Genomic DNA, 13,721 nt, shown 5'->3' on the forward strand with positions numbered 1-13,721 from the left:
GATAAGTATTGTCGTTTCAGACGCGGTAGGAATCGCCCGTCATCAGACGGGGGAGGATGTCAACGTCCGACACAATCGGAAGCCTCGACAGTCGGGATTGCCGCGTGCGGAACACCGGTTCCGCCGTCACGACTGGCCGCGGCTTCGAACGACCAAGGAGACATGCGATGCGCGCAGCGCCGCAACCGGAGCAGGCCGGCCCGTCGCGGCCGGACACCGGCGCGACCAGCCCCTTCCCGGAACGTGACCCCGAACGCATCGCCGCGTGGCGGCTCGCGATCTGCCTGTCGCTCGGCAGCGCGATCGCGCTCGGCCTCGCGCGCTTTTCGTATGCGCTGCTGCTGCCGCCGATGAAGGCCGATCTCGGCTGGACGTTCGCGCAGGCCGGCGCGCTGAACACGGCGAACGCGGCCGGCTACCTGGTCGGCGCACTCGCGTTTCCGTGGCTGTCGCGGCGCTGGCGAGCAGGCTCGCTGCTGGCGGCCGGATGCGTGTTGACCGCGTTGCTGATGGCCGCGTGCGGGCTCACGTCCGGCATGCATGCGCTGCTCGTGCAGCGGCTCGCGACCGGTGTCGGCAGCGCGCTGATCTTCATCAGCGGCGGCGTGCTGGCCGCGCGGCTCGCATCGGCGTCGCCGCGTGATGCGGGCTTGCTGCTCGGGCTCTACTACGGCGGCACGGGATGGGGCATCGTCGCATCGTCATTGCTCGTGCCGGCGACGCTCTCACACGGCGTACACGGCTGGCAACCCGCATGGTTCGCGCTCGCCTTCGCGTGCGTGCTGTTCTCGGCGGTGGCCGTGTCGGCCGCGCGCCGCATCGAGCGCATGCACGCGGCACCGACTGCGCCGCGCGGCGAAGCGACGGCGGCCGCGACCGCGAGCCCCGCGCGCTTCGCGCTCGCGCTGGCCGGCTACGGCCTGTTCGGCGTCGGTTACATCGGCTACATGACGTTCATCGTCGCGCTGCTGCGCGGCGCGGGGATGAGCGGCACGGTGGTCGCCGCGTTCTACGTGATGCTCGGCGTGGCGACCGTCGTGTCGGCGCGGCTGTGGTCGGGGCTGCTCGACCGGATGCGCGGCGGCCAGGCGCTCGCCGTGCTCAACGCGCTGCTCGGCATCGCGACGCTGATGCCGGCGATGTTCGTGCATCCGGTGGCCGCGTTCGCGTCGGGCGTGCTGTTCGGCGCGACGTTCCTGTCGGCCGTCGCATCGACGACGGCCTTCGTGCGCCACAACCTGCCGCCGGACGGCTGGGCGAAGGGGATCAGCGCGTTCACGACGGTCTTCGCGTTCGGGCAGATCGCCGGGCCGGTCGCGATCGGCTGGGTGTCGGACAGTGCCGGGCTCGCGCGCGGGCTCGTGTATTCGGCGCTGACGCTGTTCGCGGGCGCCGCGCTCGCGGCCGGGCAGCGCGCATTGCGAGCCGCCGCGTAATCACGCGCGACACGCGCCATTCACCGCACGCACGCCGTGCGCGACACGCGATGAAACGCACGGCTGAAGTAGATCAGGCTGTCGCCGTCGTCGCGCACGCGGATCGACGTCGCCTCGATGAACATCACCGAATGCGAGCCGACTTCCTTCATGTCGGCGATCGTGCCCTGCAGGCTCGCGAGCGCGTCGCGCAGCACGGGCACGTCCTGCTCGCCGCGATCCCACACGGGCAGGTCGAAGCGCCGCGCCATCGGCAGGTCGGTGAGCCCCGCGAAGTGCCGTGCAAGTTGCTCGTGTTCGGCCGGCAGCACGTTGATGCAGACGTGGCGGTTGCGTTCGAACGTCGCCCGCATCGCGCTCGACCGGTTGAGGCACACGAGCAGCGTCGGCGGCGTGTCGGTGACGGAGCACACGGCGCTCGCGGTGATGCCGCAGCGGCCGTGCGGCCCGGCGGTGGTGATCACGTTGACGGCCGCGCCGAGGTGGGCCATCGCTTGCCTGAAGGCCTTCTGCGCGTCGGTCGGCTCGACGCGTGCCGGTCGCTGGATATCGGTCGTGGAAGACATGGGCGCTCCTGATTGGACGAACGCGGCGATCGCGTGGCACTGCCGGTGCAGCGCCGGATCGCCGACGATGACCCAAGCGTACGACGCGAAAATGCCGGCGACCATTCGCACGATTGACGATGGAGATGGCGTTCTCGCCAACGCGTCTAAAGGTTCTACCTAGATGCGCGCCGCACCGCGTGAAAAAAAGCGGGATTGCATGTTCATGCGGCACGTGAAGGGGTTTTCAGCGGGTTTTCGGCTCGTTATGATGTGCCGCACACCCCCAGCGAACGACGCGCGCGACGAGCCGGAACCGGCCCCGTATGCGGCGCGTGCGATACCGATACCGATATTCAGTGAGACACCCGCGATGACGTCACCCGCACCGATCGTATACATCGTCGACGACGACAACGGCATGCGGACGTCGCTCGCGTGGCTGCTCGAATCGGTCGGCATCGCGTCCGAAGGGTTCGCGAACGCCACCGACTTTCTCGCGCGCTTCGACGTGAACCTCCCTGCGTGCCTGGTGCTCGACGTGCGGATGCCCGAGAAGAGCGGCTTCGACGTGCAGGCCGAGCTCAACGCGCGCGGCGCGACGCTGCCGGTGATCTTCGTCAGCGGGCACGGCGATATCCCGATGTCCGTGCGTGCGCTGCAGAACGGCGCGATCGATTTCGTCGAGAAGCCGTACAACTCGCAGCAGATGCTCGAGCGCGTGCAACGCGCGCTGCGGCTCGCGCAGCAGCGGCATGCGGTGAGCCAGCGTCACCGCGAGCTGCGCCAGCGGCTCGATGCGCTGACCGCGCGCGAGAAGGAAGTGCTGCGCGGCGTGGTGGACGGCAAGGGCAGCAAGCAGATCGCGTCGGATCTGTCGATCAGCGTGAAGACCGTCGACGTGCATCGCGCGAGCATCAAGGAGAAGCTCGGCGCGACGTCGATCGCCGCGCTCGTGCGCGATGTGATGGTCGTGTGGGGCGACGACGGGGAGTCGTCGCGATAGGGCCATGCCGGGGTTCGGCGAGGCGCCGCGGGCAGTGCTCGGTACTTGGCGCTCAGCGCATGTACAACCCGCCGTTGATGTCCCAGCACGCGCCGTTCGCGAAATGCGCGTCGCCCGACGCGAGCAGCACGGCCGCATCCGCGACGAAACCGGCCGACCCGAGCTTGCCGCCCGGCAGGCTCGCGAGCACCTGGCGCAGCTTCTCCGGTGCGACGCTTTCATACACGATCGGCAAGTCGAGCGGGCCCGGCGAGATCGCGTTGACGGTCACGCCCTGCGCGGCGAGATCGCGCGCGAACACCTTGGTCAGCGTCAGCGTGCCGCCTTTCGCGGCCGCGTAGTGCGCGCCCGTCGCCGAGCCGCCGTTCTGCCCGGCGAGCGACGCGATGTTGACGATACGGCCCGCGCCGCGTTCCGCGAAGTACTGGCCGAACACCTGGCAGCCGAACAGCACGCTGCGCAGGTTCACGTCGATCACCTGGTCGAACTGCTCGGCCGTGATCTCCATCGCGGGCACGACCTTCGATGCGCCCGCATTGTTCACGAGCACGTCGATCCTGCCCCAGCGCGCGACGAGCGCATCGCGCGCGGCTTCGAAATCGCGTTTCGACGTGACGTCGAGCGGCAGCGCGATCGCGCGTTCGCCGCTCGGGTCGAGTTCGCGTGCATGCGCCTGAATGGCGTCGGCGGCGATATCGGCCAGCGCGACGCGGTAGCCGGCCGCATGAAAACGTTCGGCGATGACGGCGCCGAGCCCGCGCGCGGCGCCGGTGACGAGGACGACTCGGTCTGACATGGTGTGTGATTCCGTGGTTCGCGAGCGCGCATCCATCGATGTCGCGCCTGCATCGTGGTTCATGCGGCGAGTGCCGTTTCGAAGTGTGCAGCAATCGCACAGACGTGTTCGTCCGCGCCCTTGCGCCCGACGATCTGCAGGCCGGCCTTCAGCGGCGAACCGGCGAGCGGCAGCGGCAGGCTGAGCGCCGGATGGCCGCTCAGGTTGAACGGCCGGATCAGCGACGACATCGCGATCACCGATACGCCATCGCGCGCCTGCTGCAGCGTGATCGGCAGCGCGGGCAGCGTCGGCAGCACGAGCACGTCCGCGTGTTCGAGCGCGGCGTCGACCTGTGCGGTGAAGCGTGCGCGTACGGCTTCGGCTTCTTTCAATGCCGCGGGCGTAGTCGTTGCGGCCGCACGCAATCGCGCATCGAGGTCGGCGCCGAGCTTGCCGGTTTCGACGAGATGGCCGAACGCGCGCGACGTTTCCGCGTTGATCACGGTGAGCCCGGCGGCGAACGACGCCCGCATGTCGTCGAGCACGACGGCGTGCGAGCGCAGGCCCGACGCGCGTACGGCCGCGTCGAGCGCGGCGGCGATGGCCGGGTCGGCGTCGACCGTGATGTGCGCGACCGTGCAGCCTGCCACGGAGGCCGCGGCTTGCGCACGATCGAAGCCTGGCGCGATCGCGGCCATCACCGCAACCAGCGTGCGGATATCGCGTGCGAACGGCCCGACGCAATCGAGCGTGGTGTCGGCGGGCGCGACGCCGCGTCGCGACACGCGGCCGAACGTCGGTTTCAGCCCGGCCACGCCGCAGCAGGCCGCCGGCCCGCGAATCGAGCCGCCCGTGTCGGTGCCGAGCGCCGCATCGACCGTGCCGAGCCCGACGAGCGAAGCGGAACCGCTCGACGAGCCGCCCGGAATGCGCGTCGCGTCCTGCGGATTGACGGGCGTGCCCGTGTAGTCGTTGATGCCGGTCATGCCGAATGCGAGCTCGTGCATGTTCGCCTTGCCGGCGATCTGCCAGCCCGCGTCGAGCAGCAGGCGGACGACGTCCGCGTGTTGGGTGGCCGGCGGTGCGTCGGCGAGCGCGCGGCTCGCCGCGCGGGTCGGATGGCCCGCGATGTCGATCGTGTCCTTGATCGCGATCGTGGGGCCGGGGCCGCCGAGCGTGAAGGTGTCGATGAAGCCTGTCATGGACGGTATCGTGAGCAAGCGGTGAAAAGGAGCAGGAATCAGGGCCGTGGCGCGGCGAGCGGCCAGGGGCCGTCGAGCACGCGCTCGGTGCGGAAATGGCGGATCAGCCACGCAGAGCCGTTGCCGGCCGGCGCGAAATCGACGGTCAGCCGCGCGGCGATCAACTCGGCCGAGCCGTCCGCGTAGCGCGACGCCTGCAGCATGATCCAGCGGCCGCGCGCGCTCGTGTTGCCGGCGCCGATCTCGATCGACTCCGACGTCAGGAAGTGCAGGTTCGCCGAGAAGTGCGGATCGGGCGGCAGGTAGCGGCCCAGCATCGCGACGATCGCGGCCGTGCCTTCGAGGCGGCCGAACTTTTGCGCATACTGCGGGCCGATGCCTTCCCACACGGCATCGGGCGTGAACAGCCCGGCGAGCGACGGGCCGTCGCCGGCATCCTCGGGCACGTCGCACAGCGCCATGTAGCGCGTGATCGTCGCGCGCACCGCGCGCTCGGCGTCGAGCGCCGCCACGTGCTGCGCGAGCGCATCGATCAGGCCGGGGGACAGGTCGGTCATCGCGTGCCTCACGCCGCGGGCTTCGCGGCCGGCGGCACCGTCAGCGCACGGCCGACGCGCGCCTCGATCTTGCCGTAGCGCCACAGGTTGTATTCGCCGACCGGCGTCGTGCGATACAGGTTGCACACGGCGACCGTCGTGTCGAAGTCGGCGACGTCGGCCATGATGTAGAAGGTCCACGGCGCGCCGTCGGCCTGGCCGACCACGAGGCGGTCGTCGTCCATCACGCCGAGCACGCGCACGCCGGGCATCGCTTCGACGGCGGCGAGCATCGTGCCGTACGCCTGCCACACTTCGCCGATCTTCTCGCGCGGCAGGTCGAAGAAGTTTTGCGACACGCCGCAGCAGAACAGGACGCGCAACGGCAGCGGATTCGAATCGGACATATCAGGTTCTCCAGAGGAATCGGTGGGGCGCATGAACCGGCCGGCGACGGCGCTTCGGCTTCATGCGCGTTCAAAACAATTCGGTCGATGCCGGTTACAGATAGCCGGGGAACGGCGTGACACCGGTGAACACCGCGCCGGCGCCGTCGAAGTTGCCTTCGCCGAGAAACGCGTGCTGCGTGACGACCATCGCGTCGCGCAGCAGCCGCTGCAGCGGGTGCGTGCGATAGATCGCCGCCGTGCCGCCGAGGCGGTACGCGCGTTCGACGACGCTCGCGCCTTCGCGTGCGATCTGCGTGGCCGCGAGCCGCAGCAGGCTGACCTGGTCGGGCGTCACCGGGTTGCCGGCGAGGATCGATTGCCATACGCCGTCGGTCGCGTCGTAGAAGAACGCGCGCGCCGAGCGCAGTTGCGCTTCGGCCTTCGCGAGTTCGATGCGGTAGTACGCGCGATCGGCGAGGCGCGGTGCGCCGGTCGTTGTCTGCCGGCCACCCGACATCCGGTTCACGACGTCGAGCGCCGCGCGCGCGAGGCCGAGGTTCACGACGGCCAGCACCTGCGCCGCATACGCGACGGTCGGATAGCGGTACAGCGGCTCGTCGACGGTCGGCTCGCCGCCGCGCACGAAGGTCCACGCTTCAGGCACGAAGCGGTCGTCCACGCGCAGGTCGTGGCTGCCGGTGCCCTGCATGCCGACGACGCTCCAGTTCTCGACGATCTCGACGTCGGCCGCGCGGAACACGGCCGTGCGCGGCTTGTTCGGCGCGGCGTCCTGCGCGCCCGGCACGGCGATGCCGACGCCGAGCCAGTCGGCCCCCTTGCAGCCGCTCGCGAACTTCCACGTGCCGTTCACGCGCCAGCCGCCCGGCGCGGGCTGGGCCGGCTGCACCGGGAACAAACCGCCCGCGAACACCTGATCGGGGCCGCTCGCATACAGCTCGGCCTGGGTGTCGAGCGGCAGCGCGGCCAGATACACGTTCGCGGAGCCGAAGCTCGCGACCCACGCGGCCGAGCCGTCGGCGGTCGCGATCCGCTCGATCATGTCGAGGAACGCGGTCGGCGCGAGCGCATCGCCGCCGAACCGGCGCGGCGTGCCCGCGCGATAGATGCCGGCCTGCTTGAACAGCGCGATCACGTCGCGCGGCACGTGCGACAGGCGCTCGAATTCCTCGCGGCGCGCGGCGACGGTCTCGATCACGGCGTCGAGCGGCGACAGCCGGGCGGCCGGTTCGCTGGCCGCGTGGGGAGCGCTCGGTGCGGTGTCGAGGGCGAGGGCGGCGTGGGGCATGGCTGTCTCCTGGGGCGGATGGGGGTTCGAATGCGGGGTGGTCACGACGATGCAACCAGTCTAGAAACGCCGAAAACACGCAGCAATTGGGACGACAAGCCGTGCGACTGGTGACGTTCCGTGCCGCACTAAAGAAATCTTCAGATGCGGGCAGCGCGTGCCGGTGCTATGTTGGGTTTCCGGCCGCGCGACGCCGCGCGACCTCATCCGAAGCCGATCATGAGTTTCCCCGACGAAGACGATTTCCACCGGCTGCTCGACGCGCTGACGACCTGCGTGCTGCTGCACGACGCGCACACCAAGGCGATCGTGTGGGCGAACCGCGCCGCGTGCATCGCGCTCGGTTTTTCCGTCGAGGAGCTGCTGCCGCTGAAGGCACCGGACATGACGCGTCCCGAACCGAAATACCAGCGCGAGATCGCCGTGAGCGCGTGGGATCGCGCGCTCGTCGACGGGCCGCAGGTGTACGAGTGGTGCTACCGGTCGCGCACGGGCGTCGACATGTTGTCCGAGGCGACCGCCACCTACGTGCCGCTGCGCGGGCGCGACGTCGTGATGGTGCAGTTCCGCGACATCAGCGCGGAAGAGGCGGTGCGCCAGCAGTTGCGCCGCTACGAGGCGCGGCTGCGCGAATTCATGCAGGACCTCGACGAAGGCATCGCGGTCGTCACGCCGCACGGCGGCGTGCAGTTCATCAGCGAGTCGGGCCGCCGCGTGCTCGGGCTCGCACCCGACGAAGCGCTCGGCGAGGTGCTCGACTACTGCTCCGAGGCCGACCGCGACCGGCTCGTCGCGCAGCTGCGCGATGCGCCGTCCGCGTATCCGTCCGCGCCGCAGCGCTACCGGATCGTGCGGCGCGACGGCTCGTCGTGCTGGCTGCGCATCCTGTGCCGGCAAGTCGAGATCGAGGACGATCTCGTCGGGCTGCTCGTGCAGTTCCGCGACGTGAGCGACGAAGTCGCGATCGAGGATGCCCGCCGCGCGGAAGCGCGCATGCTCGAACACGCGGGCCGTTACAACGCGATGGGCGAGATGGCGAGCGTGATCGCGCACGAGTTGAGCCAGCCGCTCGCGGCCGTGCGCAATTTCATCGAAGGCGCGGTGCAGCGGCTGAACGCGCGCGGCGCGATCGACGACGCGATCTGGGGGCTGCGCAGCGCGGACCGGCAGGCCGAGCATGCGGCGCTGATCATCAAGAGCGTGCGCGAGTTCATCGTGAAGCGCGAACCGGTCGTCGCGCTCGCCGACTTGCGCGACATCCTCGCGGACGTCGCGTATTTCATCGAGCTGCGCGCGAAGGAAGCCGGCGTGACGGTCACGATCGTTCAGGCCGACGCGCCGCTGCCGATCCGCTGCGAGCGCGTGCTGATCGGGCAGGTGATCCTGAATCTCGCGTTCAACGCGATCGAGGCGTTCGCCGGTTGCGAGCGTGTGCCGCGCACGCTGACGCTCGGCACTGCGAACGTCGACGGGCATGCCGAGCTGCGCGCGATCGACAACGGCCCGGGTATCGCGGCCGATGCACACGATCGGCTGTTCGACGGCTTCTCGTCGTCGAAGGCCGGTGGGAACGGAATCGGGCTGTCGCTGTGCAAGAGCATCGTGACGCGCCACGGTGGCCGGATCGCTGCCAGCCCGGCCGATGGCGGCGGGCTCGACTGCCGCGTGACGCTGCCGCTCGCCGGGACGAAGGCTCGGGCGGGCACATCGTCGCCGGGGAATGCTTGATGCCGCGGCCGCCCGGCGGCCGTCGTGCATGAGCGGGCAGGCACGCGCGCAGCGCATGATCAGCGCCCGAGCGCCCGTGCGGTTTGCCCGCCGATGCCGAAATCGGTGTTCGGGATGTCCTTGATCATCACGCGGGTGGCTTGCAGCGGCGCATCGAGCACGCCAGCGCTTGTCTCCGACAGCGCGGCGATCAGCGCACGCTTCTGTTCGTCGGTGCGGCCGGCGATCAGGATCGCGACGATCACGGGCAGCGACGGCGGCGCACCGTCCGCGGCGCTGCGGCCGCCGAGGCCGATGTGCGTCGCGGGCAATTCGTTCAGCAGCACGCGCACCGATTCGATCGGTGCGCCGATCGAATCGACGGTCGCACCGGTCAGCCGTGCGATCAGTTCGGCCTTGCGGGCGCCGTCATGGCCGGCCGGCAGGAAAACTTCGAGTGTGGGCATGGTCGTCCGGAAAGGTGAAGGTGACCGGCTCACCGTTGCGGTGGCGATGGGCGAACCGGTGGTCACTTAAAGGTGAAGGTGGCCGGCTCACCGTTGCGTTGGCGATGGGCGAACCGGTGGTCACTTAAAGGTGAAGGTGGCCGGCTCTCCGTAGCGTCGGCGACGGGCGAACCGGGGGGCGCTTACAGGTGAAGGTGGCCGGCTCACCGTTGCGTCGGCGACGGGCGAACCGGCGGCCGCTTACAGCAGGAAGCCGATCGCGCTGAGCGCTTCGGTCGAATCGATCAGGCGCACGACCTTCTCGGCGATCCGTATCTCGCCTTCCGCATCGACGTGCAGCTTGTGCGTGACGTCAGCCGCGAACAGCGTCGCGACGCCGCGCTTGTACGCGACGACGACCTGCGCCGATTTCAGTTCCACGGTGTCGGCGCTCCCGCTTTCCAGCGTGAAGCGCGACACGGTCCGCACCGTGCGCGCCGCGTCGGTCGCCGACGCCGAATAGCCGGACACCATCCGCTGCACGCGCTTCTCGCGCATGTCGTGGTCGTCGAACACGTAGTTCAGCGTCGCGGCGAAGTCGGTCGTGTCGGGATCGATCGGCACCACGTAGTGGCCGGCCGGGTCCCACAGGTCGAGCCACGCGCGATAGTCGCGGCGGTCGAGCATCTCGGCTTCGCGCCACACGAATTCGACCGCGCGGGCGAAGGTCTGCTCGGAAAAGAGGGCGTTGCGGTCGTCCATCATTGTTGCTCCATCATCTTGCGCCATTGCTGGTAGGCCTCGCGCATGCCGGTCTCATCGGTTGCATGCGCGGTCTTTTCGCCGTTCGCGGCAGTCGTCTCACGGTTCAGCCCGCGATTCACGAGGATCGGCACGTCGGGGCCCGCATGCGCGCCGCGTTGCACGCGCTCCCACGCTTCCGCGTCGTCGGGGCTGCCGAAACCGAACGGGCCCTGGAAGTGTTCGTGAATGCGCAGCCGCTCGCGGTTCGCTTCGTCGGGGCCGCCGTCCATCGCGAGCGCGACGTGGCGGATCTCGGTTTCGTTCGCGGAGATCGGCCGCAGCACGCGGAAGAACGCCATCGACAGCGCGAGGTTCGGGAACAGGTTCAGGTTGAAGCCGACACCCATCAGCGAGCGCACGATGCGGCGCACTTCCTCCGGCGTGTGACGTTCGGCGAGCTTCGCCGCGAGCGGCGCGAAGCGCTCGGGCAGCGGCGCGCCGTCGTCTTCGTCGAGGTCGATCAGCTCGGGCATCAGCACCGCGAGGCTGTGGCCGTTGCCGAGCCCGCGGCAGAATGCGTCCTCGCTCGTCATGAAGCTCGTGATCGCGGCGGCCGTTTCATCGTCGATCGACTTCATCCACGACTTGTGCACGACCGGGAAGTGATAGAGGTCGGTCGTGTTCTCGAGCTGGATCTTCCAGTTGCCCTTGAACTTGAACTTGTGCTCGCCGTTCGCCTTGATCGGGTAGCCGGCGCCCTGTTTCATGAACAGGTCGATCCACGGCTTCGCACCGCCGAGGAAATCCTCGAGCGGTTCGATCGCATCGTTGAAGCTCGCGAAGATCAGCCCCTGGTACACGCCGACGCGCAGCTTCACGAGCGGCAGGTCGCCTTTCTCGCACACGCCTTCGTAGCCGTCGCCGTATGGCAGCGCGCGCAGCGTGCCGTCGAGCGCGTACGACCAGCTGTGATACGGGCACGTGAAGCCCTTCGCGTTGCCCTTGTGTGATTCGCACACGGTCGCGCCGCGATGGCGGCAGCGGTTCTGCAGCACGTTGATCTCGCCGGTCTTGTCGCGCACGACGATCACCGGCTGGCGGCCGATCGTCGTCGTGATGAAGTCGCCCGGGTTCGGCAGCTCGCTTTCGTGCGCGACCCAGATCCAGGTGCGGTAGAAGATGCGGTCGAGCTCGGCTTCGAACAGCGCGGGATCGTGATACATCGCGGGCGCGATGCGGTCGGGTTGCGCGAGGCCATGCAACGCGCTGGTGTCGATCGTCTGGTAGGAAATGTCGCTCATCGTTGTCGTGGGGAAAGAGTCGCGAAATCGGGCCGCGCAGCGCGCGGTGTCGAGTACCCAGTCTCGTCGCCCACTACATATCCGTCAAATTGATCTAAAATTGGCCGATCAATAAATACGGCAAATGATGGAGGCGATGATGACATCGGTCGATCATCTCGATCTGAACCTGTTGCGTGTGTTCCAGGCGATCGTCGAGGAACGCAGCCTGACGAAGGCCGGCGAGCGGCTCGCGCTGTCGCAGCCGGCCGTCAGCTATTCGCTCGGCCGGCTGCGTACGCTGTTCGACGATCCGCTGTTCGTGCGCACGCGCGCGGGCATGCAGCCGACGCCGGTCGCGCTCGAACTCGCGGGCATCGTCGGCAAGGCGCTCGATATGGTTCGCGTGGCGCTGCGCTATGCGGAGCGCTTCGATCCGGCCACCAGCACGCGCACGTTCCGGCTGTCGCTGTCGGACGCGGGCGAGATGGCGTACCTGCCGGCGATCTGCCAGGCGCTGCGCGAGCGCGCGCCGCGCGTGACGCTGAGCGTGCAGCCGCTGCCGGTGGAGGAGATCGAGGAAGCGCTGCGCGCGAGCCGGCTGGATTTCGCGATCGGCAACCTGCCGGAGCTGATGCCGCGCACGCGTCACCAGACGCTGTTCGAGGAAACCTACGTGTGCATGACGGGCCGCCGGCGCGGGGTGCCGAGCGGTGCCGCACTGAGCCTCGAGCAATTCGTGCGCGCCGCGCACATCAACGTGAAATCGGTCGAGCACAGCCACCATGCGCTCGACGATGCGTTGCGCGCGCAGGGCGTGGGCCGCAACATCGCGCTCGAAGTGCCGCACTTCGTCGCGCTGCCGAGCGTGCTGTCGGTCACGGATCTGTATGCGACGCTGCCGAAGCGGCTCGCGCAGATCCTGAACCGCGACAACGCGTTCCGGCTGTACGAGCTGCCCGTCACGCTGCCGCCCGCGCCGGTGACGATGCACTGGCACGAGCATTTTCATGAAGACGAGGGCAACGCGTGGATGCGCGCGTTGCTGGCCGAGCTTGTCGAGCGGTTCGATGACATGTGAGTGATGAGGGCGCGAGCAACGCACGGTTGCACGCGTTGCTTGCCGAGCGGGTCGGATCGCGCGACGACGCGTGACGCATGAGGACGAGGGCAGCGCGTGGATGCGCACGCCGCTGGTCGAGCGCGTCGAGCGTGTCGGGCGTGTCGGCGACGTGTGATCCACGAATGCGCGGGCAGCGCGTTGGCGGCGCGCGTGGCTGGCCGAATGCGTCGAGCAGTTCGAGAGCGCGCGACGTCCTTAAAGGCCGCCGCCCGAACCGCGCGCATCAGAGATCGAGCACGAGCACCACGGAGCGCGCACGCGACACGCAGCAGCAGATCACCGCGTTGCTCGCGCGCTCGGCCTTGCTGAGGCAATGGTCGCGATGGTCGGGCTCGCCGTCGATCACGGGCACCATGCAGGTGCCGCACACGCCTTCGCCGCATGACGTGTCGACTTCGATGCCGATGCGTGCGAGCGCGTCGACGATCGACGTGTCGGGCGTGACGCGTACCGATTGCCCGCTGCGCTGCAGGCGCACTTCGAAACCGTCGGCGGCCGGGCCGGCGCCGGCATCGGTGTTGCCCGCACCGGCGGCGGCGGGTTCCGCCGCGAAGCGTTCGAGATGGATCGAATCTTCCGGCAAGCGTGTCGCGGCCGCCGCGACGACCGCATCCATGAACGGCCCCGGGCCGCATGTATAGACGTGTGCATGCGCGTCGACCGATTCGACGCAGCGGTTCAGCTCGGCCGCGAGCGCGGCGGGCTCGACGCCGTAGTGGAACGTCACGTGCGACGCGAACGGCTCGGCCGACAGTTCGTCGACGAAGGCCGCATGCTCGCGGCTGCGCGCGAAGTAGTGCAACCGGTAGCGCGCGCCGCGCCGGTGCAGCGCATACGCCATCGACAGCAGCGGCGTGATGCCGATGCCGGCCGCGATCAGCACGTGCTCGCTTGCGTCATCCGTCAGACGAAACAGGTTGCGCGGCGCGCCGATCGACAGCTCGGCGCCGACTTGCACGTCGTCGTGCAGCGAACGCGAGCCGCCGCGCGACTGCGCTTCCTTCTTCACCGCGAACAGGTAGCTGCCGCGCTCGTTGGGGTTGCCGCACAGCGAGTATTGCCGGGTGATGCCTGACGGCGCGGTCACATCGATATGGGCGCCTGGTTCGTACGCGTCGAACGGCTGGCCGTCGACGCGCGACACCCGGAAACAGCGGATGTCCTGCGCCGCGTCGATCAGCGCGTCGATCCGGACTTGGTGGCGGTTCGCTTGCATGGGTCAA

General features: G+C 69.0%; 14 protein-coding genes. 4 read left to right on the forward strand and 10 right to left on the reverse strand.

Annotated elements, in window-relative coordinates; all coding sequences use genetic code 11:
* Positions 1-167 precede the first annotated feature (167 nt).
* Positions 168-1,436: a YbfB/YjiJ family MFS transporter gene (locus CFB40_RS20430; protein ID WP_089432205.1), complete on the forward strand. Its 1,269-nt coding sequence runs from the start codon at positions 168-170 to the stop codon at positions 1,434-1,436.
* A 20-nt stretch (positions 1,437-1,456) separates the two neighbouring features.
* Here CFB40_RS20430 and hpaC read toward each other — a convergent pair whose 3' ends face one another.
* Entirely contained in the window at positions 1,457-2,002 is a 546-nt protein-coding gene (gene hpaC / locus CFB40_RS20435; protein ID WP_089433257.1) for a 4-hydroxyphenylacetate 3-monooxygenase, reductase component, read from the reverse strand.
* Positions 2,003-2,354: 352 nt separating this feature from the next.
* Here hpaC and CFB40_RS20440 point away from each other — a divergent pair, with 352 nt between their 5' ends.
* The gene (locus CFB40_RS20440) at positions 2,355-2,987 is read left to right on the forward strand and encodes a response regulator transcription factor (RefSeq protein ID WP_043178278.1); all 633 of its coding nucleotides are present in this window, start codon (positions 2,355-2,357) and stop codon (positions 2,985-2,987) included.
* A 52-nt stretch (positions 2,988-3,039) separates the two neighbouring features.
* On the opposite strand, the gene CFB40_RS20445 is transcribed toward CFB40_RS20440, so the two are convergent.
* The 5 genes from CFB40_RS20445 to CFB40_RS20465 all read right to left on the reverse strand — a co-directional run bounded on the left by CFB40_RS20445 (position 3,040) and on the right by CFB40_RS20465 (position 7,198).
* Complete coding sequence (locus CFB40_RS20445) at positions 3,040-3,783, reverse strand: SDR family NAD(P)-dependent oxidoreductase (protein ID WP_089433258.1); 744 nt, start codon at positions 3,781-3,783, stop codon at positions 3,040-3,042.
* Between the two features lie 59 nt (positions 3,784-3,842).
* Positions 3,843-4,967, reverse strand: a complete 1,125-nt coding sequence (locus CFB40_RS20450) for an amidase (protein WP_089432206.1) — start codon at positions 4,965-4,967, stop codon at positions 3,843-3,845.
* A gap of 38 nt (positions 4,968-5,005) precedes the next feature.
* Positions 5,006-5,524: a nuclear transport factor 2 family protein gene (locus CFB40_RS20455; protein ID WP_089432207.1), complete on the reverse strand. Its 519-nt coding sequence runs from the start codon at positions 5,522-5,524 to the stop codon at positions 5,006-5,008.
* A gap of 8 nt (positions 5,525-5,532) precedes the next feature.
* Positions 5,533-5,910, reverse strand: a complete 378-nt coding sequence (locus CFB40_RS20460) for a hypothetical protein (RefSeq protein WP_089432208.1) — start codon at positions 5,908-5,910, stop codon at positions 5,533-5,535.
* 94 nt (positions 5,911-6,004) lie between these two features.
* Entirely contained in the window at positions 6,005-7,198 is a 1,194-nt protein-coding gene (locus CFB40_RS20465) for an acyl-CoA dehydrogenase family protein (protein ID WP_089432209.1), read from the reverse strand.
* Between the two features lie 144 nt (positions 7,199-7,342).
* Here CFB40_RS20465 and CFB40_RS20470 point away from each other — a divergent pair, with 144 nt between their 5' ends.
* Positions 7,343-8,926 carry a sensor histidine kinase gene (locus tag CFB40_RS20470; protein WP_089432210.1) on the forward strand — a complete coding sequence of 528 codons (1,584 nt, stop codon included), beginning with the start codon at positions 7,343-7,345 and terminating at the stop codon, positions 8,924-8,926.
* Positions 8,927-8,985: 59 nt separating this feature from the next.
* Here the strand turns inward: CFB40_RS20470 and CFB40_RS20475 are convergent, their stop codons facing one another.
* From CFB40_RS20475 to CFB40_RS20485, 3 genes are all read right to left on the reverse strand, one after another.
* A complete protein-coding gene (locus CFB40_RS20475) occupies positions 8,986-9,372 on the reverse strand; it encodes a tautomerase family protein (RefSeq protein WP_089432211.1) in 387 nt (128 codons plus the stop codon).
* A 240-nt stretch (positions 9,373-9,612) separates the two neighbouring features.
* Positions 9,613-10,116 (reverse strand): aromatic-ring-hydroxylating dioxygenase subunit beta, encoded by a 504-nt coding sequence (locus tag CFB40_RS20480; RefSeq protein ID WP_089432212.1) that lies wholly within the window; start codon positions 10,114-10,116, stop codon positions 9,613-9,615.
* The gene (locus tag CFB40_RS20485) at positions 10,113-11,396 is read right to left on the reverse strand and encodes an aromatic ring-hydroxylating oxygenase subunit alpha (protein ID WP_089432213.1); all 1,284 of its coding nucleotides are present in this window, start codon (positions 11,394-11,396) and stop codon (positions 10,113-10,115) included. Before CFB40_RS20485 ends, CFB40_RS20480 begins: the two co-directional genes overlap by 4 nt.
* A 139-nt stretch (positions 11,397-11,535) precedes the next feature.
* On the opposite strand from CFB40_RS20485, the gene CFB40_RS20490 reads away from it, so the two are divergent.
* Positions 11,536-12,456 carry a LysR family transcriptional regulator gene (locus CFB40_RS20490; protein WP_089433259.1) on the forward strand — a complete coding sequence of 307 codons (921 nt, stop codon included), beginning with the start codon at positions 11,536-11,538 and terminating at the stop codon, positions 12,454-12,456.
* 265 nt (positions 12,457-12,721) lie between these two features.
* On the opposite strand, the gene CFB40_RS20495 is transcribed toward CFB40_RS20490, so the two are convergent.
* The gene (locus CFB40_RS20495; protein WP_089432214.1) at positions 12,722-13,714 is read right to left on the reverse strand and encodes a PDR/VanB family oxidoreductase; all 993 of its coding nucleotides are present in this window, start codon (positions 13,712-13,714) and stop codon (positions 12,722-12,724) included.
* Positions 13,715-13,721: the final 7 nt, after the last annotated feature.

It is taken from the genome of Burkholderia sp. AU31652 (assembly GCF_002223155.1).
In the GTDB taxonomy this organism is placed as follows: domain Bacteria; phylum Pseudomonadota; class Gammaproteobacteria; order Burkholderiales; family Burkholderiaceae; genus Burkholderia.